Below are 25,002 nucleotides of genomic sequence, written 5' to 3'. Positions count from 1 at the left end.
ACATGCTGATCCCCCGTAGGGTCAAGCACCGCAAGCAGCACCACCCGAAGCGCCGTGGTCAGGCCAAGGGCGGTACGACGGTCGCGTTCGGCGAGTACGGCATTCAGGCCCTCACGCCGGCGTACGTGACCAACCGCCAGATCGAGGCGGCCCGTATCGCGATGACCCGCCACATCAAGCGTGGCGGCAAGGTCTGGATCAACATCTACCCGGACCGCCCGCTGACGAAGAAGCCTGCCGAGACCCGCATGGGTTCCGGTAAGGGTTCTCCCGAGTGGTGGATCGCGAACGTGCACCCGGGCCGGGTCATGTTCGAGCTGTCCTACCCCAACGAGAAGATCGCCCGTGAGGCCCTCACTCGCGCAGCCCACAAGCTGCCGATGAAGTGCCGGATCGTCAAGCGCGAGGCAGGTGAAGCGTGATGTCGGCCGGTACCAAGGCGTCCGAGCTGCGCGAACTGGGTGACGAGGAGCTTCTGGCGAAGCTCCGCGAAGCCAAGGAAGAGCTGTTCAACCTCCGCTTCCAGGCGGCGACGGGTCAGCTCGAGAACCACGGTCGGCTGAAGGCCGTCCGCAAGGACATCGCGCGGATCTACACCCTGATGCGTGAGCGCGAGCTGGGCATCGAGACGGTGGAGAGCGCCTGATGAGCGAGAGCAACGTGACTGAGACCAACGAGCAGCGCGGTTTCCGCAAGACCCGTGAGGGTCTGGTCGTCAGCGACAAGATGGACAAGACCGTCGTCGTCGCCGTCGAGGACCGCGTCAAGCACGCTCTGTACGGCAAGGTCATCCGCCGTACGAACAAGCTCAAGGCCCACGACGAGCAGAACGCCGCGGGCGTCGGCGACCGTGTCCTCCTCGCGGAGACCCGGCCGCTGTCTGCGACGAAGCGCTGGCGCATCGTCGAGATCCTCGAGAAGGCCAAGTAATCCCTCCTAGGGGGACCCCCTAGGCATCGTTCCGCCAGGCTCGGGGCGGTGCGCCGTCGTGCGCACCGCCCCGGGAACCGGCAGACAACCAGGAGATAGACGTGATCCAGCAGGAGTCGCGACTGCGTGTCGCCGACAACACTGGTGCGAAGGAGATCCTTTGCATCCGTGTGCTCGGTGGCTCCGGTCGCCGCTACGCGGGCATCGGTGACGTCATCGTCGCCACCGTCAAGGACGCGATCCCCGGTGGCAACGTGAAGAAGGGTGACGTCGTCAAGGCCGTCATCGTTCGCACCGTCAAGGAGCGCCGCCGTCCGGACGGCTCGTACATCCGCTTCGACGAGAACGCCGCCGTCATTCTGAAGAACGACGGCGACCCTCGCGGCACCCGTATCTTCGGCCCCGTCGGCCGTGAGCTGCGCGAGAAGAAGTTCATGAAGATCATCTCGCTCGCGCCGGAGGTGCTGTAAGCATGAAGATCAAGAAGGGCGACCTGGTCCAGGTCATCACCGGTAAGGACAAGGGCAAGCAGGGCAAGGTCATCGCGGCCTTCCCCCGTGAGGACCGTGTCCTGGTCGAGGGGGTCAACCGGGTCAAGAAGCACACGAAGGCCGGCCCGACCGCCAGCGGTTCCCAGGCCGGCGGCATCGTGACCACCGAGGCCCCGATCCACGTTTCCAACGTTCAGCTGGTCGTGGAGAAGGACGGCAACAAGGTCGTCACGCGTGTCGGTTACCGCTTCGACGACGAGGGCAACAAGGTTCGCGTTGCCAAGCGGACGGGTGAGGACATCTGATGGCTACCACCACTGCCCCGCGTCTGAAGCAGAAGTACCGCGAGGAGATCGCGGGCAAGCTGCGTGACGAGTTCAAGTACGAGAACGTCATGCAGATCCCCGGTCTCGTCAAGATCGTGGTCAACATGGGTGTGGGCGACGCCGCCCGCGACTCCAAGTTGATCGACGGCGCCATCCGCGACCTCACCACGATCACCGGTCAGAAGCCGGCCGTGACCAAGGCTCGCAAGTCCATCGCGCAGTTCAAGCTGCGTGAGGGCCAGCCGATCGGTGCCCACGTCACGCTCCGTGGCGACCGCATGTGGGAGTTCCTGGACCGCACCCTGTCGCTCGCGCTGCCGCGCATCCGCGACTTCCGCGGCCTGTCCCCCAAGCAGTTCGACGGCCGTGGCAACTACACCTTCGGTCTCACGGAGCAGGTCATGTTCCACGAGATCGACCAGGACAAGATCGACCGCGTCCGGGGTATGGACATCACCGTGGTCACCACGGCGACCAACGACGCTGAGGGCCGCGCGCTCCTTCGTCACCTCGGCTTCCCCTTCAAGGAGGCGTGAGCGAGATGGCGAAGAAGGCTCTGATCGCGAAGGCTGCTCGCAAGCCCAAGTTCGGCGTGCGTGGCTACACGCGCTGCCAGCGCTGCGGCCGTCCCCACTCCGTGTACCGCAAGTTCGGCCTGTGCCGCGTGTGCCTTCGTGAGATGGCTCACCGTGGCGAGCTGCCGGGCGTGACCAAGAGCTCCTGGTAATCCCCTACTTAGGGATTCCAAGGGCTCTCGGTAAGCACTGGGCGTGTCAGGTGCCCGCCTCTCCATGGCTTAGGCTTGGAGGGTTGGGCGCCTGACTGCCGCCCGTACGACTTACTACGCCGTAGGTCCACCGCGCCGCACCCGTCCCGTCCCGGATCGGGGAGAGGGATGGCGCACCAGGAAACCCCGGCGAGAGAGGCCGAAGGCCAATTCATGACCATGACTGATCCGATCGCAGACATGCTTACGCGTCTGCGAAACGCGAACTCGGCATACCACGACTCCGTGACGATGCCGGCATCGAAGATCAAGTCTCACATCGCGGAGATCCTCCAGCAGGAGGGCTTCATCACGGGCTGGAAGGTCGAGGACGCCGAAGTCGGCAAGAACCTCGTCCTGGAGCTGAAGTTCGGCCCCAACCGTGAGCGCTCCATCGCGGGCATCAAGCGGATTTCCAAGCCCGGTCTCCGGGTCTACGCGAAGTCCACCAACCTGCCGAAGGTGCTCGGCGGCCTCGGCGTGGCGATCATCTCCACGTCGCACGGTCTCCTCACCGACAAGCAGGCCGGCAAGAAGGGCGTAGGCGGAGAAGTCCTCGCCTACGTCTGGTAGCGGAAGGGAACGGAGGAAACAGCTATGTCGCGTATTGGCAAGCTCCCCATCACGGTTCCCGCCGGCGTGGACGTCACCATCGATGGCCGCACGGTCTCGGTCAAGGGCCCCAAGGGCTCGCTGACCCACACCGTCGTCGCGCCGATCGACATCGTCAAGGGTGAGGACGGCGTTCTGAACGTCACCCGTCCGAACGACGAGCGTCAGAACAAGGCCCTGCACGGCCTGTCCCGCACGCTGGTGGCGAACATGATCACCGGCGTGACCCAGGGTTACGTGAAGAAGCTCGAGATCAGCGGTGTCGGTTACCGCGTTACGGCCAAGGGTTCGAACCTCGAGTTCGCGCTCGGCTACAGCCACCCGATCACCGTCGAGGCGCCCGAGGGCATCACCTTCAAGGTGGAGACCCCGACCCGCTTCCAGGTCGAGGGCATCGACAAGCAGAAGGTCGGCGAGGTTGCGGCCAACATCCGCAAGCTGCGCAAGCCCGACCCGTACAAGGCCAAGGGCGTCAAGTACGAGGGCGAAGTCATCCGCCGCAAGGTCGGAAAGGCGGGTAAGTAAGCCATGGCATACGGACAGAAGATCCTGAAGGGCGACGCCTACAAGCGCGCCGCGATCAAGCGCCGTCACATCCGGATCCGCAAGCGGATCGGTGGTACGGCCGAGCGTCCCCGCCTGGTCGTTACCCGTTCCAACCGCCACATCGTGGCCCAGGTGATCGACGACCTCAAGGGGCACACCCTTGCGTCGGCGTCCACCCTGGACACCTCGATCCGCGGTGGCGAGGGTGACAAGTCGGCCCAGGCCAAGCAGGTCGGCGCGCTTGTCGCCGAGCGTGCGAAGGCCGCGGGCGTCGAGGCTGTCGTATTCGACCGTGGTGGCAACCAGTACGCCGGGCGCATCGCCGCCCTGGCGGACGCCGCCCGCGAAGCCGGTCTGAAGTTCTGAGCCGGTTCCGTAGCTAGCGGAAACAGAGAGAGGTAATTCCAATGGCTGGACCCCAGCGCCGTGGAAGCGGTGCCGGTGGCGGCGAGCGGCGGGACCGGAAGGGCCGTGACGGCGGCGCAGCTGCCGCCGAGAAGACCGCTTACGTCGAGCGTGTCGTCGCGATCAACCGCGTCGCCAAGGTTGTGAAGGGTGGTCGTCGCTTCAGCTTCACCGCGCTGGTCGTGGTGGGCGACGGTGACGGCACCGTGGGTGTCGGTTACGGCAAGGCCAAGGAGGTGCCGGCCGCCATCGCCAAGGGTGTTGAGGAGGCCAAGAAGCACTTCTTCAAGGTCCCCCGTATCCAGGGCACCATCCCGCACCCGATCACGGGCGAGAAGGCCGCGGGCGTCGTCCTGCTCAAGCCTGCTTCCCCCGGTACCGGCGTCATCGCCGGTGGCCCGGTGCGTGCCGTGCTCGAGTGCGCCGGCGTGCACGACATCCTGTCGAAGTCGCTCGGCTCGTCCAACGCGATCAACATCGTGCACGCGACCGTGGAGGCCCTGAAGGGTCTGCAGCGTCCCGAGGAGATCGCGGCCCGCCGTGGTCTGCCCCTCGAGGACGTCGCTCCCGCGGCTCTTCTCCGTGCGCGTGCCGGGGCTGGTGCGTAATGGCGCAGCTCAAGATCACGCAGGTGAAGTCGTACATCGGCAGCAAGCAGAACCACCGTGACACCCTGCGTTCCCTTGGTCTCAAGGGCATCAACACGCAGGTCGTCAAGGAGGACCGCCCCGAGTTCCGCGGAATGGTGCACACCGTCCGCCACCTCGTGACGGTCGAGGAGGTCGACTGATCATGGCGGAGAACAACCCGCTCAAGATCCACAACCTCCGTCCTGCCCCGGGCGCCAAGACCGCCAAGACCCGTGTGGGTCGTGGTGAGGCGTCGAAGGGTAAGACGGCCGGTCGTGGTACCAAGGGCACGAAGGCCCGTTACCAGGTTCCGGAGCGCTTCGAGGGTGGCCAGATGCCCCTCCACATGCGTCTTCCGAAGCTGAAGGGCTTCAAGAACCCGTTCAAGACCGAGTTCCAGGTCGTGAACCTCGACAAGCTGGCCCTGCTCTACCCCGAGGGTGGCGAGGTCACCGTCGAGGGTCTGGTGGCCAAGGGTGCCGTTCGCAAGAACAGCCTCGTCAAGGTCCTCGGCCAGGGCGAGCTCTCCGTGGCGCTGCAGGTGACGGTCGACGCCGTCTCCGGCTCCGCCAAGGAGAAGATCACCGCCGCCGGCGGTACCGTCACCGAGCTCGTCTGAGTTACTCAGGCGTTTCGATGACCTGAACGATCCCGACCGGGGATACCCCACAAATGGGGTATCCCCGGTTGGTCGTTCCAAGGGGGGCAGTCTCGCCGGTAAGGTGGCCTGCACTGCCCACTTTCCTGGGTGCTTCGTATGGGGCACCCTGAGCGGCAGTTGACCGTTCTCAAGTCGTCATCCCCATTGGATTCTCAAGACCGTCACCCTTGACGCAGTTGCGCGGGGGTCGCAGGAGGCACCGTGCTCACCGCGTTCGCCCGGGCGTTCAGGACGCCCGACCTGCGCAAGAAGCTGCTCTTCACGCTCGCGATCATCGTGGTCTACCGGGTCGGTACCCACATCCCGATCCCGGGCGTCAACTACAAGTCCGTGCAGCAGTGCGTGGACGAGGCGTCCGGAAACCAGGGCCTCTTCGGTCTGGTGAACATGTTCAGCGGCGGCGCACTGCTCCAGATCACGATCTTCGCGCTCGGGATCATGCCGTACATCACGGCGAGCATCATTCTCCAGTTGCTGACCGTGGTGATCCCGCGTCTGGAGGCCCTCAAGAAGGAGGGCCAGGCCGGCACCGCGAAGATCACGCAGTACACCCGTTACCTGACGGTGGCGCTCGCCATCCTCCAGGGCACCGGCCTGGTGGCCACCGCTCGCAGCGGCGCCCTGTTCTCCGGCTGCACGGTCGCCTCGAGCATCGTCCCGGACCGCGCCATCTTCACCACCATCACGATGGTCATCTGCATGACGGCCGGTACGGCCGTGGTCATGTGGCTGGGCGAGCTGATCACCGACCGCGGTATCGGCAACGGCATGTCGATCCTCATGTTCATCTCGATCGCCGCGACCTTCCCGTCGGCGCTGTGGGCCATCAAGACGTCGGGCACGCTGGCCGACGGCTGGATCGAGTTCAGCACCGTCATCCTGGTCGGCCTGGTCATGGTCGCCCTGGTGGTCTTCGTCGAGCAGGCTCAGCGCCGTATCCCCGTTCAGTACGCGAAGCGCATGATCGGCCGCCGCTCGTACGGCGGCACGTCGACGTACATCCCGCTGAAGGTGAACCAGGCGGGTGTGATCCCCGTCATCTTCGCCTCGTCGCTGCTGTACATCCCGGCACTCGTCGCGCAGTTCTCCGGTGGCGATTCCGCCTGGAAGACCTGGATCCAGCAGAACCTGGTCAAGGGTGACCACCCGATTTACATCACCATGTACTTCTTGCTCATCGTTTTCTTCGCGTTCTTCTACGTGGCGATCTCCTTCAACCCCGAGGAAGTCGCCGACAACATGAAGAAGTATGGTGGCTTCATCCCGGGCATCCGGGCTGGCCGACCGACCGCTGAGTACCTGAGCTACGTACTCAACCGGATCACCTGGCCGGGTTCGCTGTATCTGGGACTGATCGCTCTTGTACCGACGATGGCGTTGGTCGGCTTCGGGGCAAGCCAGAACTTCCCGTTCGGCGGGACCAGCATCCTCATCATCGTGGGTGTGGGTCTCGAGACGGTGAAGCAGATCGAGAGCCAGCTCCAGCAGCGCAATTACGAAGGGTTCCTCCGCTGATGCGAATCGTCCTCGTCGGGCCGCCTGGTGCCGGTAAGGGAACGCAGGCCACTCGGCTGGCAGAGAAGCTGCGCGTTCCCCACATCTCCACGGGCGACCTGTTCCGCGCCAACATCAGCCAGCAGACGGAGCTCGGGAAGCTCGCGAAGTCCTACATGGACGCCGGCAACCTCGTCCCCGACGAGGTCACCATCGCGATGGCCAAGGACCGCATGGAGCAGCCGGACGCCGCGAACGGCTTCCTGCTCGACGGTTTCCCGCGCAATGTCTCGCAGGCCGAGGCGCTGGACGAGCTCCTCACAGGCGAGGGCATCACGCTGGACGCGGTACTGGACCTGGAGGCCCCCGAGGAGGAGGTCGTCAAGCGGATCGCCGGCCGGCGCATCTGCCGCAACGACTCCTCGCACGTCTTCCACGTGACGTACAAGCCCGCGGCCAAGGAAGGCGTCTGTGACGTCTGCGGCGGCGAGCTGTACCAGCGGGACGACGACTCCGAGGGCACCGTGCGCAAGCGGCTCGAGGTCTACCACACGCAGACCGAGCCGATCATCGACTACTACAAGACGCAGGGCCTGGTCGTCACGATCTCGGCGCTGGGTCCGGTGGACGAGGTCACGAAGCGATCGCTCGAAGCACTCAAGCGCGAGGACGGCGACAACTAGCCGTTCGTACGTCGCCGTAGCCGCGGTTCCCTCCGGAGGGGACCGCGGCTGCTGTGTGGGGGGCGCGTGTGCTCCCACGTATCGTTGAGGTATCCGGAAGCCCGCAGTCCGTAGTCGATCCGCAGTCCGCAGTCCCTCCGGTCCGGAGGACAGAAAGGCCGTAGACCCCATGGTGCAGATCAAGACCCCGGAGCAGATCGCCAAGATGCGTGCGGCGGGACTGGTCGTCGCCGCCATCCACGCGGCGACGCGGGAGGCGGCCGTGCCCGGGGCGACGACCAGGGACCTGGACGAGGTGGCGCGCAAGGTGCTCGCGGAGCACGGCGCGAAGTCGAACTTCCTCGGCTACGGCGGTTTCCCCGCGACGATCTGCACCTCCGTGAACGACGTCGTGGTCCACGGCATCCCCTCCGAGAACGTCGTCCTCAAGGACGGCGACATCATCTCCATCGACTGCGGCGCGATCGTCGACGGCTGGCACGGTGACGCCGCCTACACCGCCTTCGTGGGCTCCGGTCACGCACCGGAGCTGATCGAGCTCTCCCGGGTGACGGAGGAGTCGATGTGGGCCGGTATCGCGGCGATGAAGCAGGGCAACCGTCTCATCGACGTCTCCCGCGCGATCGAGACCTACATCCGCCGCCAGCCGAAGCCCGGCGGCGGCCGGTACGGGATCATCGAGGACTACGGCGGCCACGGCATCGGCACCGAGATGCACATGGACCCGCACCTGCTGAACTACGTCGACCGCCGGCGCGGCAAGGGCGCCAAGCTGATCCCCGGCTTCTGCCTCGCCATCGAGCCGATGGTCTCCCTCGGGACCCCGAGGACCGAGGTCCTCGAGGACGACTGGACGGTCATCACCACGGACGGCACCTGGTCCTCGCACTGGGAGCACTCCGTCGCCCTCACGGAGGCGGGGCCGCTGGTCCTGACCGCGCCGGACGGCGGCCGGGCGAAGCTGGCGGAGCACGGCGTCACGGCCGCTCCGGACCCCCTGGCATGATGATCTTGCCCATGGGGCAGACTTCCTCGATTCGTGTTTCCGGGTGCGCTGACGTAGACTGACTCGTCGGCTCTCGTGCACCCGCATGCCTGCATGCGCTCGTACAGAGTCGATCAAGGTAGTCGATTCGAAGGGCGAAGCGTGGCCAAGAAGCAAGGTGCCATCGAGATCGAGGGCACTGTCGTCGAGTCTCTTCCGAACGCCATGTTCAAGGTTGAGCTCCAGAACGGCCACCAGGTTCTGGCACACATCAGCGGCAAGATGCGTATGCACTACATCCGTATCCTCCCTGACGACCGGGTCGTGGTGGAGCTGTCTCCGTACGACCTGACGCGTGGCCGGATCGTCTACCGGTACAAGTAGATCTTGCCCGCGCCCCGGGCCTCCCGTGGCGATGGCACTGACCCGGAGAACCTCACCAATGAAGGTCAAGCCGAGCGTCAAGAAGATCTGCGACAAGTGCAGGGTGATCCGCCGTCACGGCCGGGTCATGGTCATCTGCGAGAACCCGCGCCACAAGCAGCGCCAGGGCTGACGCAGGACCGCACCTCTGCATTTCGCAGAAATTCGCGCGACGCAAGCTGAATGTGTTCATACGCAGCACCCAGGCCTGAGTACATCAGGTCTGATACCCCCGGCTCGGAGGCCGGGGACCCAGTTCGTACCTAGTACGGCGACTGGGAATCGGTTCTGCGGAAGACCTCCGAAAATTCAACTGGAGCCATTGAATGGCACGCGTTTCCGGTGTTGACATCCCGCGCGAAAAGCGCGTGGAGGTCGCCCTCACCTACGTGTTCGGCGTCGGCCGGACCCTCTCGAAGGAGACGCTGGCAGCGACCGGCGTCGACCCGAACACCCGCGTTCGCGACCTCTCCGAGGAGCAGCTCGTCGCGATCCGCGAGTACGTCGACAACAACATCAAGACCGAGGGTGACCTCCGTCGCGAGATCCAGGCCGACATCCGCCGCAAGGTCGAGATCGGCTGCTACCAGGGTCTGCGGCACCGCCGCGGTCTGCCCGTCCGCGGTCAGCGCACCAGCACCAACGCTCGCACCCGCAAGGGCCCGCGTCGCGCCATCGCCGGCAAGAAGAAGCCGGGCAAGAAGTAGTCCGCAGCGGACCTCTGTCCACGGTCTTCGCTGTAGGACCGACCACCTCCCGTAGGAGTTATAGATGCCCCCCAAGGGTCGTCAGGGCGCTGCCAAGAAGGTGCGCCGCAAGGAAAAGAAGAACGTCGCTCACGGGCACGCTCACATCAAGAGCACGTTCAACAACACGATCGTCTCGATCACGGACCCCTCGGGCAACGTGATCTCCTGGGCCTCCGCCGGCCACGTCGGCTTCAAGGGCTCGCGCAAGTCGACGCCGTTCGCCGCGCAGATGGCCGCCGAGTCGGCCGCCCGCCGCGCGCAGGAGCACGGCATGCGCAAGGTCGACGTCTTCGTGAAGGGCCCGGGCTCCGGTCGCGAGACCGCGATCCGCTCCCTCCAGGCCACGGGCCTCGAGGTCGGCTCCATCCAGGACGTCACCCCCACCCCGCACAACGGCTGCCGTCCGCCGAAGCGTCGTCGCGTCTGACGCACGGCCGCCTGGCGGTCTGAGGTTTCCGGGCGGTACGGCTCCGTAAAAGGGCTGTATCGCCCGTACCCTTGCACGTAGCACCATCGGGCCACCGCCCGGTGACTCAGGGCATCAAATAGTGGGTGCCCCTGACTGAAGGAACGCAACATGCTGATTGCTCAGCGTCCCTCGTTGACCGAAGAGGTCGTCGACGAGTTCCGCTCCCGGTTCGTGATCGAGCCGCTGGAGCCGGGCTTCGGCTACACCCTCGGCAACTCCCTGCGTCGCACCCTCCTGTCGTCGATCCCCGGCGCCGCTGTCACCAGCATCCGGGTCGACGGTGTCCTGCACGAGTTCACCACCGTGCCGGGCGTCAAGGAGGACGTGACCGACCTGATCCTCAACATCAAGCAGCTGGTCGTCTCCTCGGAGCACGACGAGCCGGTCGTGATGTACCTGCGCAAGCAGGGTCCGGGTCTGGTCACCGCCGCCGACATCGCGCCCCCGGCCGGTGTCGAGGTGCACAACCCCGACCTCGTCCTCGCCACGCTCAACGGCAAGGGCAAGCTGGAGATGGAGCTCACGGTCGAGCGCGGCCGTGGTTACGTCTCCGCCGTGCAGAACAAGCAGGTGGGCCAGGAGATCGGCCGTATCCCGGTCGACTCCATCTACAGCCCCGTGCTCAAGGTCACGTACAAGGTCGAGGCGACGCGTGTCGAGCAGCGCACCGACTTCGACAAGCTGATCGTCGACGTCGAGACCAAGCAGGCCATGCGTCCCCGTGACGCCATGGCGTCGGCCGGCAAGACCCTGGTCGAGCTGTTCGGTCTGGCCCGCGAGCTCAACATCGACGCCGAGGGCATCGACATGGGCCCCTCGCCCACGGACGCCGCCCTGGCCGCCGATCTGGCGCTGCCGATCGAGGAGCTGGAGCTCACCGTTCGGTCGTACAACTGCCTCAAGCGTGAGGGCATCCACTCCGTGGGTGAGCTCGTCGCCCGCTCCGAGGCCGACCTGCTGGACATCCGCAACTTCGGCGCGAAGTCCATCGACGAGGTCAAGGCGAAGCTGGCCGGCATGGGCCTGGCCCTCAAGGACAGCCCGCCCGGATTCGACCCGACCGCCGCCGCCGACGCCTTCGGCGCCGACGACGACGCGGACGCCGGTTTCGTCGAGACCGAGCAGTACTAAGAGCTCGGGACCGACTGCCGGTTCCTGGGTGCGGGTGCGCTGTGGCTTGTCGCGCCCCCGCGACGGAGTCGCACATGGACACCGCCCCGCGCCCCTTCCGGCTCGCCCCTTCGAGGCTTGCCGGATCTTCGACGGGCGTTCGCCCGCTCGGACACTGACCTCGGTACCTGATACGGCCGGGGCAGACACCTAGGAGAGACACCATGCCGAAGCCCACCAAGGGTGCCCGTCTGGGCGGCAGCGCCGCGCACGAGAAGCTTCTCCTCGCGAACCTCGCGAAGTCGCTCTTCGAGCACGGCCGCATCACCACCACCGAGGCCAAGGCCCGTCGCCTGCGTCCCTACGCGGAGCGTCTGGTCACCAAGGCGAAGAAGGGTGACCTTCACAACCGCCGTCAGGTGCTCTCGGTGATCACGGACAAGAGCATCGTGCACACGCTCTTCACCGAGATCGGCCCGCGTTACGAGAACCGCCCGGGTGGCTACACCCGTATCACCAAGATCGGTAACCGCCGTGGCGACAACGCGCCCATGGCTGTCATCGAGCTGGTGGAGGCCCTGACCGTGGCCCAGCAGGCCACCGGTGAGGCCGAGGCGGCGACCAAGCGTGCCGTCAAGGAGGCCGAGGAGACCAAGGTCGAGGAGACCAAGGCCGACGAGGTCGTCGAGGACGCGGCCGCGGCCGAGGAGTCGAAGGACGCCTGAGGCTCTGCCTTGCTGTGAGGCGGGTCCGTCCCTTCGGGGGCGGGCCCGCTTCCGCGTTCTCGGAGGGTTTCCGGTGCTGAGAGGATCTGAAGGTGAGTGACGAAGCAGAGCCCGGTCACGTGCGCGTGCGGCTGGACCTTTCCTACGACGGGACCGAGTTCTCCGGGTGGGCCAAGCAGGCCGGGGGACAACGGACCGTGCAGGGCGAGATCGAGGACGCCCTGCGGACCGTGACCCGGTCCCGGGACACGACGTACGACCTGACCGTGGCCGGGCGCACCGACGCCGGGGTGCACGCGCGCGGACAGGTGGCCCATGTGGACCTGCCGGGGGAGCTGTGGGCCGAGCACCGGGAGAAGCTGCTGAAGCGGCTCGCCGGGCGGCTGCCGAAGGACGTGCGGGTGTGGTCCCTCACCGAGGCGCCCGACGGGTTCAACGCGCGGTTCTCGGCGGTCTGGCGGCGGTACGCGTATCGCGTGACCGACGCCCCCGGGGGAGTGGACCCGCTGTTGCGCCATCACGTCCTCTGGCACGACTGGCCGCTGGACATCGACGCCATGAACGAAGCCGCCGGGCGGCTTGTCGGCGAGCACGACTTCGCCGCCTACTGCAAGCGGCGCGAAGGGGCGACCACCATTCGTACGCTGCAGGAGCTGAGCCTCGTGCGCGGTGACGACGGGATCATCACCGCCACGGTCCGCGCCGACGCCTTCTGCCACAACATGGTGCGCTCGCTGATCGGGGCACTGCTGTTCGTCGGGGACGGGCACCGTGAGCCGGACTGGCCGGGCAAGGTGCTGGCGGCCGGCGTGCGGGACTCGGCCGTGCACGTGGTACGGCCGCACGGGCTGACGCTGGAAGAGGTGGGATACCCCGCTGACGAGTTGCTGGCCGCGCGGAACAAGGAGGCGCGGAACAGGCGGACGCTGCCCGGGGGCGGCTGCTGCTGAACGGCTGAACGGCGGCGGCCGGGCTTGGGAGCCCGGCCGCCTGCGCTCAATTCTTCAGGGCCGCGGTCAGTTCCTTCTCCAGCCACGGTGTGACATAGCCCATGCCGTCCTTGGTGAGGTGCACGCCGTCACCGTCGGGGTAGAGGCGCTTGCCCTTGGCGTTGTACTGGACGCACTCGCCGTTCGGGCAGAGGAAGGCATCGAGGTTCAGCAGGGAGACCTCGGCCGGGGCCGACTTCACGTACGTGGAGACCACCTCGTTGAAGCAGTCGCCCCACTTCTCGATGATGGCGCCGTTGGCGCGCCTCTCGTTCATCAGCAGGATCTTGGTCTTCGGCGCCTGCTTCTGGACCACTGCGACGGCCGCGTTCAGCTGCTTCAGGTAGCGGGTGCGGTAGGTGGAGTCGCAGGAGGTCAGCCACTTGCCGTCGATCTTCTGCTCGGCGGCGTCCCAGCCGACGTGCAGGACGACGGCGTCGGGCTGGGCGTTCTCCAACTGGTCGGTCCAGTAGCCCTTCCAGCCGATGCAGGCGTTCCAGTTCGTCAGGACCTTGCCGACGCGGTCGCGCACCGCCTGCGGGGACATCACGCCGCAGCCGCCCTGGCCGCCGTCGATGACCGCGTAGGCGTTGCCGTGCTGGGCCAGCGAGGTCGCGAAGTCCTCCGCCATCGAGTCGCCCAGGGTCAGCACGAGCGGCTTGCCGTCCGGGCGCATCGAGTCGGCCACGTAGGAGGGCAGGTAGTGCGAACCGAGGCCGATGACCAGGGTCGCCACGGTGAAGATCGGTACGGCTCGCACCGGGCGCCAGTCGCGCACCCGGTACTGCTCGATCGAGTAGTGCATCACCATCGACAGCAGCCAGGTGAGCCCGGTGCCGAGCAGGAACAGGGCATACGGCTTCATGTCCGAGTAGGCCATGAGCAGCACCCAGTACACGGGCAGGTGCAGCAGATACATGCTGTACGAGATCTGGCCGATCTCCATCAGCGGCTTCAGACGCAGGACCCGGGCCAGAGGGCCGCGGTCCGTGCTCAGGCAGGCGGCGGTCAAGGCGATCAGGAGGGCGACGACGGCCAGTCCGCCCTGGTAGAGCCAGGGGTCGTGGTACGTGCTCACCTTGATGCTGAGGTAGACCACCGCGACCAGAGAGACGATCGCCGTCAGCGAGGCGAGGTGGTACGCGAAGCCGCCGCCGGAATCGCGTTGCTTCCCGGCCGCCCCGCGCTGCACCAGGTAGACGATGAACGCGGCCGCCGCGCCCGCCATGAAGGCGACGGCACGGGTGTGGGTGGCCAGGTACAGGAAGTCGGTGTCGTGGTTGCCGCCGCGCCACAGCACGGGTGCGACCAGGGCCGACGCGGCGAAGAGCAGCACCGCGAGGACGGCGACGGGCAGCACCCGGCGGCGGAAGACCGCGAACGCGGCGACGAGGACCAGCGGCCACAGCACGTAGAACTGCTCGGTGATGCTCAGCGACCACATGGCCGACAGCGGCTGGATGGCTCCGAAGTGGTCCCAGTAGGCGTCGCCGCGGGCGATCTGGGCCCAGTTGCCGACCTGGAAGAGCGCACCGAGCGCCTGCTGGGAGACCGCGCGGGACTCCTTCAGCGGGCTCGTGAGATAGGAGAGGGCCACCACCAGGGCCAGGGCCACCATCAGGCCCGGCAGCAGGCGCTTGAACCGGCGGCGGTAGAACCGGCCGATGCGGATACGGCCGGTGCGCTGCACCTCGCGGATCAGTACGAGCGTGGTGAGGAACCCGGAGAGCACGAAGAAGGCGTCCACGCCGAACAGACCGTTGCTGAACCAGTTGGTGTGGTACAGCAGCACGGAGAGGATGGCGATGCCGCGCAGACCGTCCACGGCCTCGAAGCGGGACCGCATGGGCGCGGACTCCGACGCCTTGTCCTTGTCCTTGTCCGTCGGGGGATGCGCGTTCCCGGCCTGCTTCGGCGCCGGCTCGGGGGCCGGTGCCGCGCCGGGGGGCTGGGCGACCGCCGTGCCGTAGCCGCCGTAGGGCTGGTCCGCCTGTGGCTGCCGGGGGATCTGGGGCGGGTACTGGGCCTGGGACTGCCCTGGCTGCTGCGGGATCAGCTGCCCGACGGACTGCTGGGGCGCCGCGGGCGGGTGGCCGTACTGCTGTCCGTACGTCTGCCGCTGTTCCTGTTGTCCGTACCCCTGTTGCCCGAATGGCTGCTGTTCGTGGCCGTCAGGGCCCGGGTGTTCAGTGGGCGGCTGACGATGCATGGGGTACTCCAGAGTGAGCGGCGGCCTGCGCGGTGCAGGGAGTCGGGGAAGCGGAGGTCCGGACGCCATGGGCCGGCAAGTAAGCTCCGCAGGCGATGCGCAGACCCGGCGGGAGTTCGTTGCCCTCGGCCACCCGGGCGCCGTCGCCGACGACGACGGCGTCCAGCACGCTGTCCTCGCCGATCACAGCGTGGCGTCCCACCACAGAGGCAGACAGATGGGCGCGGGCGGCGACCCGGGCGCCGGTCAGCAGCACGCTGCCGTCGACGACCGCGCCCGCGCCGACCTCGGCGTCGGGGCCCACCACGGTGCCCCCGATGAGCACGGCGTCGGGGTGCACCCGCGCGCCGGGCAGCACGAGGGCCTCACCAGTCGGGCCGGGCAGCGCCGGAGAGGCGACGCGACCGCGCACCAGGTCGGCCGAGCCCTGGACGAACGCGGCAGGAGTGCCCAGGTCGAGCCAGTAGCTGTCGTCGACGACTCCGCGCAGCAGGGCGCCTGAGGCCAGCAGTTCGGGGAAGGTCTCGCGCTCTACAGAAACGTTTCTGTCGGCCGGGATCCGGTCGATCACGGAGCGAGTGAAGACGTAGCATCCCGCGTTGATCTGGTCGGTGGTGATCTCCTCGGGCGTCTGGGGCTTCTCCAGGAAGGCCCGGACACGTCCCTCGGTGTCGGTGGGCACCAGGCCGAAGGCGCGCGGGTCCGCCACGTGCTTCAGGTGCAGGGTGACATCGGCCCGCGAGGCGACATGGCTGTCACGCAGCGCGGCGATGTCCACGCCGGAGAGGATGTCGCCGTTGAAGACCAGTACGGGCCGGTCGGGGGCGCTGCGCAGTCGCCCGGCCGCGTTGCGGATGGCTCCGCCGGTGCCGAGGGCCACCTCTTCGGTGATGTACTCCAGCTCCAGCCCGAGGCGGGAGCCGTCGCCGAACTCCTCCTCGAACAGCTCGGCGAGGTAGGAGGTGGCGAATACGATCCGGGTGATCCCCGCGGCCGCGGCTCGTGCCAGCTGGTGCGTGAGGAACGGGACTCCGGCCACGGGCAACAGTGGCTTGGGAATGTGGCTGGTCAAGGGCCGAAGCCGGGTGCCCTGACCGCCGACGAGAAGGATCGCTTCAGTCATGTGGTGTCCGCCTTGGGTCGCGGGGACGGGTCATGGATGCGTGGGGGGATCTCTCCATCACTGGGTGGCCGCGCTGCCGGGCCCGGCGTAGGCGGAGGTGAAACAGGTCTTGACGGCCTTCTCGGACTTGGGGCGCCCGGCGAAGTCCAGGCGGGAGGCCGTCTTGTCGTCCGGTGGGGTGTTGGGGTCGTCGTCGAAGTAGATCGACCACCAGTAGACGCCGCTCATCCGGCGCTCCTGGACGACCTTGCAGACGGCCGTGTACCAATTGGCCTGCACCTGCGGGTTGACGGCGTTCTTCGTGTAGAAGTCGCCGGGTGCCTTGTACGCGCCGTTCATCGCGCCGATTCCGGCCTCGGCGAGGGTGATGTTGGGCAGGTCGCCCGTGGACTTCTTGTCGAGCCAGGTGTTCCAGCCCTCCGCCAGCCGGTCGACGGAGGCGTTGTCGGGCACCTTGACGGGGAAGTAGGCGTCGACGCCGAGGTGGCTGACCGGCATGTCGATGCGGCCGGAGACGTAGTTGTCCCAGTTGGCGTCGTAGGCGACCTCACCGGAGAACGCCTTCTCCGCCGAGGCCACCAGGGAAGCCCAGCCCGGGGCACCCTCCAGGGAGTTCAGCTCGGTGCCGATCACGAAGGTGTTCGCCTTGTCCTGTTCGGCGACTTTGAGATACGGGGTGAGGAGCTTCAGGTAGGAGGCGAACCAGGCGGAGCGGGAGGCGGGTTCGATACTGCCGCGCCAGCCGGTCGGCGGGTTGAGCGAGGCCTCGTCCATGATCGGCCGGACCGTGGTGCGGAAGCCGGCGTCCTCGAACACCCTCAGCACCTTCTGCACGCGCACCGGGGACGGCGTCTTCGCTCCGGCCATCAGGGTGTTGGACGTCGGGCCCCCGGTGTAGAAGGGGAACGAGAGCGACACCGAGTTGGCGCCCAGGCCGATGAGGTACTTCGCGTGCTTGCGTGCCTGCTGGATGATGAAGTCGTCCGACCGCTTCTTGGTCTCCTCCTCCCAGTAGAGCTGCACGCCCCACTGAGGCATGCCTTCCTTCCAGGCTTTGGCGACCTTGAGGGTGTCCTCGGAAGCGGCGGCGGAGGAGGACGGGGACTCGGAGTTCTTGATGCCGGTAGCCGGGGCGGAGTCCCCGGAACCGGAGCCGTTGTCGCCGAAGACGAGCCGGGGCAGGGCGGAACCGGCGTCCCAGCGCACCGGCTGATTGCCGACGAACAGGGGCGTGCCGACCACGAGGGCGAGGACGGACAGGGGAAAGACGGCCAGCATGGGCAGTCGCGAGCGCTTCATCACGGGTGCTTTCGTGCGGTCAGGCGGGCTTGGCGATCACGACGAACTTGTTCTCCTCGCGCCGGAGGAACTTCAGGAAGCCCTTGAAGCCTCCGAGTCCTTCCAGAATGGAGAAGACGGGGATGAGGCCGATCACGACGACCGGCTCCCACCACTTGCGCCGGCCGCTCGCCGAGGCGATGGCGTTGAGGCGCAGTCCTTCCCAGTAGGTCCAGATGACGTAGGCGAAGTTGAGAGCCCACAGGATGACGACGGACTGGGTGACGGGGGAGGTGTTGAGGTCGCCGACGAGGAGTCCGATGCAGAGCACCGCGACGATGTGCTGAAGCGGGCCGAGGATCCAGGTGGCCACACACACGGAGAGGAACCAGCGGTAGCGCCACGGGATGGTGCGGTTGAAGCAGAGCGCCACCAGGCCCCAGGCCCAGCGGTCGCGCTGCTTGACGAAGTCCTTGGTGGTGGCCGGGGAGGCGCCGTAGCAGCGTCCGTTGAACCAGTCGCTGCGGCCGGGGTAGCGACGGCAGAAGCTGAGGGCGAGCTGGGCGTCCTCGACGATCGCCTTCGGCCCGAAGTCCCAGCCGATGGTGGCTTCGATGGACGCGCGCAGCACCAGCAGCTCGCCGTGGACTCCGGCAGCCGGGGTGCCCATCCCGGTCAGCGCCCGGAAGCGGGCGATGTCGTCGGCGGGGCGCACCGCGTCGGCGAGCCAGGTGAAGCGGTTGACCGCCGCCTCGCGGGGATACGTGAGGATGCCCTGGGCCATGTGCTTGGCCTCGTCGGGGTGGGCGCGGCGCTGGCGGTTGATGAACTGGGCGAGCGAGGCGGCCGTGTCCGGACCGACGCCGGTGTCGTCGTCCATGTGCAGCACCCACACGTGGTCGAGGGCCTCGCCCTCCTCGATCCGCAGCTCGTGCGCGTAGTTGTTGGCGCGGGCCTTGAAGCGGGTCCCGTTGGCGGTCACGTATGCCTTGGGGGTCTCCACCACGCGGATGAGCGGGTTGGAGGCGGCGAGGCGGTTGATCGTCTCGGTGGCCTCGCAGCCCTCCTCGGTGAGGACGTCCACGCGCATGTAGGGGAAGTACTCGGGGAGGTGCTCGACGTAGGAGAGGACCGAGCGCTCCAGCGCCGGGTAGGTGTCGTGGCGGCCGATCGTCGGCACGAGGACGATCAGGAAGTCCTCCTCGACCGGGGCCGGCGGGACCATACGGGCGCTCTGGCGTACCCGGCGCCGGATGAGCAGGGCGCCCTGGATACCCACCATCACGCCGATCACCGGCAGCGACCAGACGATGGTGAGCGCCCAGCTCAGGGGCGAGGAGCTGGGGCGATAGGTGTACAGCCCGAAGAACAACAGCAGCACGAAAGGCAGGAGGAACGGCAGGATGCCGGGTCTCCAGGCTTCAGTGCGCTTCGCCAGTTTCGCGTTGTGACGAGAGTGCGAGGCACTCCCGTCGACCATTGTCGACGCCATGACGACTGCTCAGCTCCCGTGAAATCAGTGGCGCGTCGGAGCAGTGGCGATTTCACGGCATGACTCAGAGGGCGCGCGTAGGCGCGACTCTGTCCCCGGGCCCCCGCCCTCCAACACCTTCTTCGGTGCGTCGGCCTCTCAGATGCCCCCCCAGGCGCCCGAAGCTCAGGCCGAACAGAAACATGAGTCTGCCACGCAAGTCATTGATTATGGAACTACTGTGAGTGTGATGTGTTCAAGAAGTAACAAATCTAGGTCTTGTGCAGTGATCTCCAGTCGAAGTCGGACCCAAGGCCTCTCCCGCCACCGGTGGTGATCCTTGGTGAGCCGTAGGTGAGCTTCACGTCGGCCGCGGTGTTCTTCCCCCGCGGCGAGGAGACGTTGTCGTACGTCAGCGCCTGGCCCCACACCGTCCACATCGTCCACGGCGTCCTGCTCAGGGTCGCCGGCTGGGCCGCGTTCAGCGGTACGTGGAAGGACTCGGCGAGGACGCGCGGCTTGCGGTACTCCTCCAGGCCGCGGTACCAGACCTCGGTCCAGGCGTGGTTCCCGAAGGGCTTCGCCGGGCCGTCGCTGTAGTCGTCGACGCCCACCACGTCGACGTACCGGCTGCCCGGGAAGTAGGCCCGCGGCTGCTTCCCGTAGGACCCGTCCCAGGAGTGCGGGGCCCAGACGAGGATCAGGTTGTGCAGCCTTCTCCGGTGCACGAGGAAGTCGTACGTCAGCCGCCACAGCTTCCGGTACACGGCCGGATCCTGCCCTGCCCACCAGAAGCCGTGGCCGGGGGCCGTGTTCATCTCGTGGTAGGGGCGCAGGAGGACCGGCACCCCGCGGTCGGCGAGGTAGCCCAGGTGGTCCGCGAGATAGCCGAGGTCGTGCAGCAGGTCCCGGTGCTCGGAGCTGCCCTCGGTGACCACGCGGCCGAACCACCCGGGGTCCTTCGCGGCGGGCGAGTTGCGTCGCAGTGTCTGGGCGAAGCCCTTGACGGGGCTCCCCGGGTAGGGCTGATGGAAGGAGAAACCGACCAGGCCCGCCGGGCCGCCCCCGTTGTGCGGCAACGAGACCTCGGTGCCGGAGGAGCAGTCCGCACGGGTGCCGGACGGGTGGTACGAGCCGTCGTCCGCCCGGGGCAGGCCCGACCACACACCGACGGCGAGATCCACGGCGTCCTCGGCGTATCCCCACTGTTTGCGGCAGCTCGGCCAGGCCCCGGAGTAGGAGCGGGGCTCGCCCACCGCCCAGCCGGGCCGGCCGTAGCCGGGGCCGAGATCCAGTTCCACGAAGCCGGGCAGCCGGCCGGTGATGTCCCGCGCCTTGCGGTAGTAGTAGCCCGGCTGCTTGGTGCCCTGGAAGTCGCCGTACCGCTCGTTGTAGCGCTCGTTGTGCAGCTCCACGTGCTGGCCGATCACCGTGCGGCCCGGACGGCCACGGCGGGCGTCGTTCTCCAGGCCCGCGAGCAGCGCGTACACGCGGCGCGCGGCGGGCGTGGCCTCCGGGTCGCGCCCGCGCAGGTCGACGGGGACGGTCCCGGGGCCGTCCCCGTCGGGCCAGGCCCACACGGCGAGGGGCGACAGCAGGGCCGTGCCCGCCGCGGCGGCGAGCAGCCGGGCCCGCCCTCGCATCCGCACGACCCGCGCCCTCGGACTATTCGCCGGCTGCCGCGGCCGAAGCCTGGGCCTCGCCGCGCCTGCGGATCTGCTGGAACGCGAACTGGGCGAGGTCGTCACCGGCGCCGAACACCTTGGTGTCCTTGGTGGTGACGTCCTTGCCGGCCGGGAAGCCGGCGATGGTGAAGTAGGCGTAGCGGCCGTAGGCGTTCGTCGTGGAGCGGCAGACGGCGCCGCTGCAGAAGGCCTTGACGCCCTTGCCGGACAGCGCCTTGACGATGCTCTTGCTGTCCGCCTGGACCTTGGCCTTGGTGGCCTGCGCCTCGGTGTCGAAGACGGCCACGCCGACCGTCACCGCGACGTCGTCCTTGGTGTAGGTGACGCGCATCAGCCGGGTGCAGCCGTTGGCCGTGAGGATCTTCGGCAGCGTGCCCTGGGCGTCGGCGGCGCACTTCTTGTTGTCGGCCGTCGCGCTCTTCTTGTACACGGTCGCGTTCATGGTCAGCTGCGTGCCCGGGAAGAGGATGTCCGGGCCGAGCGGTGCCGTGTCCTTCTTGGCGCTGGCGACGAAGTCCTTCGGGTCCAGCGGGGGCGGCGCGGTGGTCGGGGCGAACGACGGCGTCGACGAGCCGTCGCTCGGTATGTCCGCGGTAGCGGGCAGCTGCGAGGACGGTTGGTTCGACGCCTTGGAGTCGCCGTTGGCGGAGACCACGCCCATGGCGACGGCGGTGCCTATGCCGACCGTGGCCAGGACGCCGCCGGTGATGAAGAGGACCCGCCGCCGTTTGTTGCGCGACTCCGACGCCTCGGCGAGCGCCGCCCAGTCCGGGGAGTGCCCGTCGCTGCCGGGGGTCCACGGCTGATCTGAATTCGGTTTCCAGGGATCCCACTGGGACTGGGGTCCCCCCTGCCCATAGCTCATGGGGCGCATCTTAGACGGGAGACGGGGTATGCGGTCCCGCCCCAACGGGCCCTGGAGTCACGGCCGTTCGGGGTGTATCAAGGGATATGGGCGACATGTCGGAGTGATCCGCGCCGAGTGGGGCGGGCCCGACCTGCGGTGACGTGAAGGCGACTACGGAAAGTCACATGGCGTGTGCAGACATCCGGCCGTCCGTCGGGCGCACCGGAGGCCCGCGTGCCAGGCTGTGAGTGAGTGAGTGAGGGTCGAGATGAGGAGTGGCCCGTTCCTCGCCGGGTTCGGTGGGGTGATGTGATCCACTCCTGCGGATCGGCCCCCGTGATTCCCCCTGTGGACCGGTGCGGCCCGGCCGGAGTGCCCGATGTCACATCGGCTGCCGTGGCGGTTCCCCGGATCCGGGCGTCGGCCCGTGTGTGGCACGGTGCCGACCAGGTGACGGTGGGGTGGCGAGTGGGTTGCCGGCGCCGGAGCGGGGCCGTGCAGGGGGCGCGCGAAAGGTCTGTGCGCCCTCGTTTTGACCCGCCCATGGAAGCCCGGGTATTCTGACTCTTCGTTGTGTATTGGCTCGCTCATTCTCACGGGAGTGGCCTCTACCTAGGTTCCCTGGAGCAGTTACCAGTGGGCGGCATACGGGCAGCGTCCCCGGCATTGTCGTCCCGAGCTGCACGATCGCTTCAGTGATGCCATGTGTCAGCACCCATCCACTGAAGAAGAAGGCTGCGAAGTGCGTACGTACAGCCCCAAGCCCGGCGATGTGACTCGCCAGTGGCACGTCATCGACGCTCAGGACATCGTCCTGGGTCGTCTCGCCACCACCGCCGCGTCCCTTCTGCGGGGCAAGCACAAGCCGATCTACGCCCCGCACGTCGACACCGGTGACTTCGTCGTCATCATCAACGCCGACAAGGTGCACCTCTCCGGTAACAAGCGGACCCAGAAGATGGCGTACCGCCACTCGGGTTACCCGGGTGGTCTGCGCTCCGTCCGCTACGACGAGCTGCTCGCCAAGAACCCCGAGAAGGCCGTCGAGAAGGCCGTCAAGGGCATGCTCCCCAAGAACACCCTGGGCCGTCAGATGCTCTCGAAGCTGAAGGTCTACTCGGGCGACCAGCACCCCCACGCTGCCCAGCAGCCGGTGCCGTTCGAGATCACCCAGGTCGCGCAGTAGTTCCGGCCACCCCCTAAGACGAAAAGAAATCTGAGGAGAATCGTGGCCGAGACCACCGTTGAGCAGCCGGTCGAAGAGACTGAGCTCGTCGACATCGACAGTTACACCACCGAGTCCGAGGTCCCCGTCGAGGGCGAGTACACCTCGGAGTCGATGGCGTCCCGCTTCGGCGACCCGCAGCCGGCCGCCGGCCTGGGCCGTCGCAAGAACGCCATCGCCCGCGTCCGGATCGTCCCGGGCACCGGCAAGTGGAAGATCAACGGTCGCACCCTTGAGGACTACTTCCCGAACAAGGTGCACCAGCAGGAAGTCAACGAGCCCTTCAAGGTGCTCGAGCTCGAGGGTCGCTACGACGTCATCGCCCGCATCGCGGGTGGCGGTGTCTCCGGTCAGGCCGGCGCCCTGCGCCTCGGCGTGGCCCGTGCCCTGAACGAGGCGGACGTGGACAACAACCGCGGCGCCCTGAAGAAGGCCGGCTTCCTCAAGCGCGACGACCGTGCGGTCGAGCGCAAGAAGGCCGGTCTGAAGAAGGCCCGTAAGGCCCCGCAGTACAGCAAGCGTTAATCGCCAGCTGCCTCTGCACGTACTCCGAACGCCCCGGCGGCACGCCATAGTGCCGCCGGGGCGTTCGTTTATCACAGCCTTCGGGCGTATAACGGCACAAGACGCTCAACAGCTTGTGTTATCGGATGTTCAGGCATCGAATGTCTGGGACGCGGAAGTCCCGTGCGTGGGCCGCACCGGCACACGGCTTCCGTGACTGAAGCTTCCTCAGGAGGACACGTGGGACGACTCTTCGGCACGGACGGTGTGCGCGGTGTCGCCAACGCGGATCTGACAGCCGAGATGGCGCTCGGTCTGTCCGTCGCGGCGGCACATGTACTGGCCGAGGCCGGTACGTTCGCCGGTCACCGCCCGACAGCTGTGGTCGGACGGGACCCACGCGCGTCCGGGGAGTTCCTGGAGGCCGCGGTGGTCGCGGGCCTCGCGAGCGCGGGCGTGGACGTGCTGCGTGTCGGCGTGCTGCCGACGCCGGCCGTGGCGTACCTCACGGGCTCGCTCGGTGCCGACCTCGGCGTGATGCTGTCCGCCAGCCACAACGCCATGCCCGACAACGGCGTCAAGTTCTTCGCCCGCGGCGGCCACAAGCTCGCCGACGAGCTGGAAGACCGCATCGAGACCGTCTACGAGGAGCACCGCACCGGCGCTCCCTGGGAGCGGCCGACGGGTGCGGGCGTCGGCCGGGTGCGGTCGTACGACGAAGGGTTCGACAAGTACGTCGCGCACCTCGTGGCCGTACTCCCGAACCGACTGGACGGTCTGAAGATCGTCCTGGACGAGGCGCACGGCGCCGCCGCCCGGGTCTCGCCCGAGGCGTTCGCGCGGGCCGGCGCCGAGGTGATCACCATCGGTGCGGAGCCGGACGGGCTCAACATCAACGACGGCTGCGGCTCCACCCACCTGGGTCCGCTGAAGGAAGCCGTCCTCGCGCACGGCGCCGACTTCGGTGTCGCCCACGACGGCGACGCCGACCGCTGCCTCGCCGTGGACCACACCGGCGCCGAGGTCGACGGCGACCAGATCCTCGCCGTGATCGCGCTGGCGATGCGGGAGCGTTCCGCACTGCGCTCCGACACCGTCGTCGCGACCGTCATGTCCAACCTGGGCTTCAAGCTGGCGCTGGAGCGCGAGGGGCTCAAGCTCGTCCAGACCGCGGTCGGCGACCGCTACGTCCTGGAGGAGATGAAGGAGCACGGCTACGCCCTCGGCGGCGAGCAGTCCGGGCACGTGATCATCCTCGACCACGCGACGACCGGTGACGGCACGCTGACCGGGCTGATGCTGGCCGCGCGGGTCGTCGAGACCGGGCGTTCGCTGCGGGATCTCGCGTCGGTGATGGAGCGGCTGCCGCAGGTGCTCATCAACGTCCCTGACGTGGACCGGAGCCGGGTCGGCACGTCGGCGGAGCTGGCCGCGGCGGTGACCGAGGCGGAGCACGAACTCGGCTCCACGGGACGGGTGTTGCTGCGCCCGTCCGGTACCGAGCCGCTGGTGCGTGTGATGGTCGAGGCGGCGGACATCGACCAGGCGCGGTCGGTGGCGGGGCGGCTCGCGGACGCGGTGAAGTCGGCGCTGGGCTAGGCCGGTCACCGCCCGAACACGCCGGACGTGCCGTACGTCTGACGGACCTTACCTTCGGCGCCGCCCAC

At 67.6% G+C, this 25,002-nt stretch carries 32 protein-coding genes; 26 read left to right on the top strand and 6 right to left on the bottom strand.

The genetic code is table 11. From position 1 onward, the window contains the following. Positions 1-2 precede the first annotated feature (2 nt). The 23 genes from rplP (at position 3) to truA (ending at position 12,954) form a co-directional block, all read left to right on the top strand. The gene (gene rplP, locus ACWCQK_RS28965; protein ID WP_004927269.1) at positions 3-422 is read left to right on the top strand and encodes a 50S ribosomal protein L16; all 420 of its coding nucleotides are present in this window, start codon (positions 3-5) and stop codon (positions 420-422) included. After that, positions 422-646 (top strand): 50S ribosomal protein L29, encoded by a 225-nt coding sequence (gene rpmC, locus ACWCQK_RS28960; RefSeq protein ID WP_003998824.1) that lies wholly within the window; start codon positions 422-424, stop codon positions 644-646. The genes rplP and rpmC overlap by 1 nt, the downstream gene beginning before the upstream one ends. Next, entirely contained in the window at positions 646-930 is a 285-nt protein-coding gene (rpsQ, locus tag ACWCQK_RS28955; RefSeq protein ID WP_385776350.1) for a 30S ribosomal protein S17, read from the top strand. Before rpmC ends, rpsQ begins: the two co-directional genes overlap by 1 nt. A gap of 101 nt (positions 931-1,031) precedes the next feature. Beyond that, positions 1,032-1,400 carry a 50S ribosomal protein L14 gene (gene rplN / locus ACWCQK_RS28950; RefSeq protein WP_003998823.1) on the top strand — a complete coding sequence of 123 codons (369 nt, stop codon included), beginning with the start codon at positions 1,032-1,034 and terminating at the stop codon, positions 1,398-1,400. Between the two features lie 2 nt (positions 1,401-1,402). After that, complete coding sequence (gene rplX / locus ACWCQK_RS28945) at positions 1,403-1,726, top strand: 50S ribosomal protein L24 (protein WP_266519679.1); 324 nt, start codon at positions 1,403-1,405, stop codon at positions 1,724-1,726. Next, positions 1,726-2,283: a 50S ribosomal protein L5 gene (rplE, locus tag ACWCQK_RS28940; protein WP_362155154.1), complete on the top strand. Its 558-nt coding sequence runs from the start codon at positions 1,726-1,728 to the stop codon at positions 2,281-2,283. The genes rplX and rplE overlap by 1 nt, the downstream gene beginning before the upstream one ends. A gap of 5 nt (positions 2,284-2,288) precedes the next feature. After that, positions 2,289-2,474, top strand: coding sequence for a type Z 30S ribosomal protein S14 (locus ACWCQK_RS28935; RefSeq protein ID WP_003948630.1), 186 nt, complete (start codon positions 2,289-2,291; stop codon positions 2,472-2,474). 213 nt (positions 2,475-2,687) lie between these two features. Beyond that, the gene (gene rpsH / locus ACWCQK_RS28930) at positions 2,688-3,086 is read left to right on the top strand and encodes a 30S ribosomal protein S8 (RefSeq protein ID WP_007384075.1); all 399 of its coding nucleotides are present in this window, start codon (positions 2,688-2,690) and stop codon (positions 3,084-3,086) included. Positions 3,087-3,110: 24 nt separating this feature from the next. Next, positions 3,111-3,650, top strand: coding sequence for a 50S ribosomal protein L6 (gene rplF / locus ACWCQK_RS28925; RefSeq protein WP_317444886.1), 540 nt, complete (start codon positions 3,111-3,113; stop codon positions 3,648-3,650). A gap of 3 nt (positions 3,651-3,653) precedes the next feature. Next, positions 3,654-4,037: a 50S ribosomal protein L18 gene (rplR, locus tag ACWCQK_RS28920; protein ID WP_152888011.1), complete on the top strand. Its 384-nt coding sequence runs from the start codon at positions 3,654-3,656 to the stop codon at positions 4,035-4,037. Between the two features lie 41 nt (positions 4,038-4,078). Further along, positions 4,079-4,684, top strand: coding sequence for a 30S ribosomal protein S5 (gene rpsE, locus ACWCQK_RS28915; protein ID WP_020132624.1), 606 nt, complete (start codon positions 4,079-4,081; stop codon positions 4,682-4,684). Then, positions 4,684-4,866: a 50S ribosomal protein L30 gene (gene rpmD, locus ACWCQK_RS28910; RefSeq protein ID WP_003974250.1), complete on the top strand. Its 183-nt coding sequence runs from the start codon at positions 4,684-4,686 to the stop codon at positions 4,864-4,866. Before rpsE ends, rpmD begins: the two co-directional genes overlap by 1 nt. Positions 4,867-4,868: 2 nt before the next feature. Beyond that, positions 4,869-5,324, top strand: coding sequence for a 50S ribosomal protein L15 (gene rplO / locus ACWCQK_RS28905; RefSeq protein WP_451159842.1), 456 nt, complete (start codon positions 4,869-4,871; stop codon positions 5,322-5,324). Positions 5,325-5,567: 243 nt separating this feature from the next. Then, positions 5,568-6,881 carry a preprotein translocase subunit SecY gene (gene secY / locus ACWCQK_RS28900; RefSeq protein ID WP_385776356.1) on the top strand — a complete coding sequence of 438 codons (1,314 nt, stop codon included), beginning with the start codon at positions 5,568-5,570 and terminating at the stop codon, positions 6,879-6,881. After that, on the top strand, positions 6,881-7,543 hold the full coding sequence (locus ACWCQK_RS28895) for an adenylate kinase (protein WP_451159840.1): 663 nt from the start codon (positions 6,881-6,883) through the stop codon (positions 7,541-7,543). The genes secY and ACWCQK_RS28895 overlap by 1 nt, the downstream gene beginning before the upstream one ends. Before the next feature lie 169 nt (positions 7,544-7,712). Next, positions 7,713-8,549 carry a type I methionyl aminopeptidase gene (gene map, locus ACWCQK_RS28890; RefSeq protein ID WP_451159838.1) on the top strand — a complete coding sequence of 279 codons (837 nt, stop codon included), beginning with the start codon at positions 7,713-7,715 and terminating at the stop codon, positions 8,547-8,549. Between the two features lie 141 nt (positions 8,550-8,690). Beyond that, positions 8,691-8,912, top strand: a complete 222-nt coding sequence (gene infA / locus ACWCQK_RS28885) for a translation initiation factor IF-1 (RefSeq protein WP_003948620.1) — start codon at positions 8,691-8,693, stop codon at positions 8,910-8,912. Positions 8,913-8,970: 58 nt separating this feature from the next. After that, a complete protein-coding gene (gene rpmJ, locus ACWCQK_RS28880) occupies positions 8,971-9,084 on the top strand; it encodes a 50S ribosomal protein L36 (RefSeq protein ID WP_003998809.1) in 114 nt (37 codons plus the stop codon). Positions 9,085-9,277: 193 nt separating this feature from the next. Beyond that, positions 9,278-9,658: a 30S ribosomal protein S13 gene (rpsM, locus tag ACWCQK_RS28875; protein ID WP_451159836.1), complete on the top strand. Its 381-nt coding sequence runs from the start codon at positions 9,278-9,280 to the stop codon at positions 9,656-9,658. Positions 9,659-9,722: 64 nt separating this feature from the next. Next, the gene (gene rpsK / locus ACWCQK_RS28870; protein WP_003956432.1) at positions 9,723-10,127 is read left to right on the top strand and encodes a 30S ribosomal protein S11; all 405 of its coding nucleotides are present in this window, start codon (positions 9,723-9,725) and stop codon (positions 10,125-10,127) included. 150 nt (positions 10,128-10,277) lie between these two features. Next, on the top strand, positions 10,278-11,300 hold the full coding sequence (locus ACWCQK_RS28865) for a DNA-directed RNA polymerase subunit alpha (protein WP_053661878.1): 1,023 nt from the start codon (positions 10,278-10,280) through the stop codon (positions 11,298-11,300). A gap of 203 nt (positions 11,301-11,503) precedes the next feature. Next, the gene (rplQ, locus tag ACWCQK_RS28860) at positions 11,504-12,004 is read left to right on the top strand and encodes a 50S ribosomal protein L17 (RefSeq protein ID WP_451159834.1); all 501 of its coding nucleotides are present in this window, start codon (positions 11,504-11,506) and stop codon (positions 12,002-12,004) included. Between the two features lie 92 nt (positions 12,005-12,096). Continuing rightward, complete coding sequence (truA, locus tag ACWCQK_RS28855) at positions 12,097-12,954, top strand: tRNA pseudouridine(38-40) synthase TruA (RefSeq protein ID WP_451159832.1); 858 nt, start codon at positions 12,097-12,099, stop codon at positions 12,952-12,954. 46 nt (positions 12,955-13,000) lie between these two features. Here truA and ACWCQK_RS28850 read toward each other — a convergent pair whose 3' ends face one another. The 6 genes from ACWCQK_RS28850 to ACWCQK_RS28825 form a co-directional block, all read right to left on the bottom strand. Continuing rightward, the gene (locus ACWCQK_RS28850; protein WP_451159830.1) at positions 13,001-15,202 is read right to left on the bottom strand and encodes a DUF459 domain-containing protein; all 2,202 of its coding nucleotides are present in this window, start codon (positions 15,200-15,202) and stop codon (positions 13,001-13,003) included. Further along, positions 15,180-16,325: a sugar phosphate nucleotidyltransferase gene (locus tag ACWCQK_RS28845; RefSeq protein WP_451159828.1), complete on the bottom strand. Its 1,146-nt coding sequence runs from the start codon at positions 16,323-16,325 to the stop codon at positions 15,180-15,182. Before ACWCQK_RS28845 ends, ACWCQK_RS28850 begins: the two co-directional genes overlap by 23 nt. 57 nt (positions 16,326-16,382) lie before the next feature. Beyond that, positions 16,383-17,624 (bottom strand): glycoside hydrolase family 113, encoded by a 1,242-nt coding sequence (locus ACWCQK_RS28840; protein ID WP_451159826.1) that lies wholly within the window; start codon positions 17,622-17,624, stop codon positions 16,383-16,385. A 19-nt stretch (positions 17,625-17,643) separates the two neighbouring features. After that, the gene (locus tag ACWCQK_RS28835; protein ID WP_451159824.1) at positions 17,644-19,095 is read right to left on the bottom strand and encodes a glycosyltransferase family 2 protein; all 1,452 of its coding nucleotides are present in this window, start codon (positions 19,093-19,095) and stop codon (positions 17,644-17,646) included. 251 nt (positions 19,096-19,346) lie between these two features. After that, positions 19,347-20,717, bottom strand: a complete 1,371-nt coding sequence (locus tag ACWCQK_RS28830; protein WP_451159942.1) for a glycoside hydrolase family 26 protein — start codon at positions 20,715-20,717, stop codon at positions 19,347-19,349. 22 nt (positions 20,718-20,739) lie between these two features. Continuing rightward, a complete protein-coding gene (locus ACWCQK_RS28825; RefSeq protein ID WP_451159822.1) occupies positions 20,740-21,624 on the bottom strand; it encodes a hypothetical protein in 885 nt (294 codons plus the stop codon). A gap of 724 nt (positions 21,625-22,348) precedes the next feature. On the opposite strand from ACWCQK_RS28825, the gene rplM reads away from it, so the two are divergent. The 3 genes from rplM to glmM all read left to right on the top strand — a co-directional run bounded on the left by rplM (position 22,349) and on the right by glmM (position 24,934). After that, a complete protein-coding gene (gene rplM, locus ACWCQK_RS28820; protein WP_162468603.1) occupies positions 22,349-22,792 on the top strand; it encodes a 50S ribosomal protein L13 in 444 nt (147 codons plus the stop codon). Positions 22,793-22,834: 42 nt separating this feature from the next. Beyond that, on the top strand, positions 22,835-23,356 hold the full coding sequence (gene rpsI, locus ACWCQK_RS28815; RefSeq protein WP_385776369.1) for a 30S ribosomal protein S9: 522 nt from the start codon (positions 22,835-22,837) through the stop codon (positions 23,354-23,356). Positions 23,357-23,575: 219 nt separating this feature from the next. Continuing rightward, entirely contained in the window at positions 23,576-24,934 is a 1,359-nt protein-coding gene (gene glmM / locus ACWCQK_RS28810; protein WP_451159820.1) for a phosphoglucosamine mutase, read from the top strand. The last annotated feature ends 68 nt before the right edge of the window (positions 24,935-25,002 follow it).

The organism is Streptomyces sp. NPDC002306, assembly GCF_053593435.1.
The sequence above is the reverse complement of the archived record's forward strand: the minus strand, read 5'-3'. Positions and strand labels throughout refer to the sequence as shown.

Bases quoted from the DNA above. Each gene is read 5' to 3' on its own strand.
- rplP (WP_004927269.1), top strand. From the start codon at position 3: ATGCTGATCCCCCGTAGGGTCAAGCACCGCAAGCAGCACCACCCGAAG.
- rpmC (WP_003998824.1), top strand. From the start codon at position 422: ATGTCGGCCGGTACCAAGGCGTCCGAGCTGCGCGAACTGGGTGACGAG.
- rpsQ (WP_385776350.1), top strand. From the start codon at position 646: ATGAGCGAGAGCAACGTGACTGAGACCAACGAGCAGCGCGGTTTCCGC.
- rplX (WP_266519679.1), top strand. From the start codon at position 1,403: ATGAAGATCAAGAAGGGCGACCTGGTCCAGGTCATCACCGGTAAGGAC.
- rplE (WP_362155154.1), top strand. From the start codon at position 1,726: ATGGCTACCACCACTGCCCCGCGTCTGAAGCAGAAGTACCGCGAGGAG.
- ACWCQK_RS28935 (WP_003948630.1), top strand. From the start codon at position 2,289: ATGGCGAAGAAGGCTCTGATCGCGAAGGCTGCTCGCAAGCCCAAGTTC.
- rpsH (WP_007384075.1), top strand. From the start codon at position 2,688: ATGACCATGACTGATCCGATCGCAGACATGCTTACGCGTCTGCGAAAC.
- rplF (WP_317444886.1), top strand. From the start codon at position 3,111: ATGTCGCGTATTGGCAAGCTCCCCATCACGGTTCCCGCCGGCGTGGAC.
- rplR (WP_152888011.1), top strand. From the start codon at position 3,654: ATGGCATACGGACAGAAGATCCTGAAGGGCGACGCCTACAAGCGCGCC.
- rpsE (WP_020132624.1), top strand. From the start codon at position 4,079: ATGGCTGGACCCCAGCGCCGTGGAAGCGGTGCCGGTGGCGGCGAGCGG.
- rpmD (WP_003974250.1), top strand. From the start codon at position 4,684: ATGGCGCAGCTCAAGATCACGCAGGTGAAGTCGTACATCGGCAGCAAG.
- rplO (WP_451159842.1), top strand. From the start codon at position 4,869: ATGGCGGAGAACAACCCGCTCAAGATCCACAACCTCCGTCCTGCCCCG.
- ACWCQK_RS28895 (WP_451159840.1), top strand. From the start codon at position 6,881: ATGCGAATCGTCCTCGTCGGGCCGCCTGGTGCCGGTAAGGGAACGCAG.
- map (WP_451159838.1), top strand. From the start codon at position 7,713: ATGGTGCAGATCAAGACCCCGGAGCAGATCGCCAAGATGCGTGCGGCG.
- rpmJ (WP_003998809.1), top strand. From the start codon at position 8,971: ATGAAGGTCAAGCCGAGCGTCAAGAAGATCTGCGACAAGTGCAGGGTG.
- rpsM (WP_451159836.1), top strand. From the start codon at position 9,278: ATGGCACGCGTTTCCGGTGTTGACATCCCGCGCGAAAAGCGCGTGGAG.
- rpsK (WP_003956432.1), top strand. From the start codon at position 9,723: ATGCCCCCCAAGGGTCGTCAGGGCGCTGCCAAGAAGGTGCGCCGCAAG.
- ACWCQK_RS28865 (WP_053661878.1), top strand. From the start codon at position 10,278: ATGCTGATTGCTCAGCGTCCCTCGTTGACCGAAGAGGTCGTCGACGAG.
- rplQ (WP_451159834.1), top strand. From the start codon at position 11,504: ATGCCGAAGCCCACCAAGGGTGCCCGTCTGGGCGGCAGCGCCGCGCAC.
- ACWCQK_RS28850 (WP_451159830.1), bottom strand. From the start codon at position 15,202: ATGCATCGTCAGCCGCCCACTGAACACCCGGGCCCTGACGGCCACGAA.
- ACWCQK_RS28845 (WP_451159828.1), bottom strand. From the start codon at position 16,325: ATGACTGAAGCGATCCTTCTCGTCGGCGGTCAGGGCACCCGGCTTCGG.
- ACWCQK_RS28840 (WP_451159826.1), bottom strand. From the start codon at position 17,624: ATGAAGCGCTCGCGACTGCCCATGCTGGCCGTCTTTCCCCTGTCCGTC.
- ACWCQK_RS28835 (WP_451159824.1), bottom strand. From the start codon at position 19,095: ATGGCGTCGACAATGGTCGACGGGAGTGCCTCGCACTCTCGTCACAAC.
- ACWCQK_RS28830 (WP_451159942.1), bottom strand. From the start codon at position 20,717: ATGCGAGGGCGGGCCCGGCTGCTCGCCGCCGCGGCGGGCACGGCCCTG.
- ACWCQK_RS28825 (WP_451159822.1), bottom strand. From the start codon at position 21,624: ATGAGCTATGGGCAGGGGGGACCCCAGTCCCAGTGGGATCCCTGGAAA.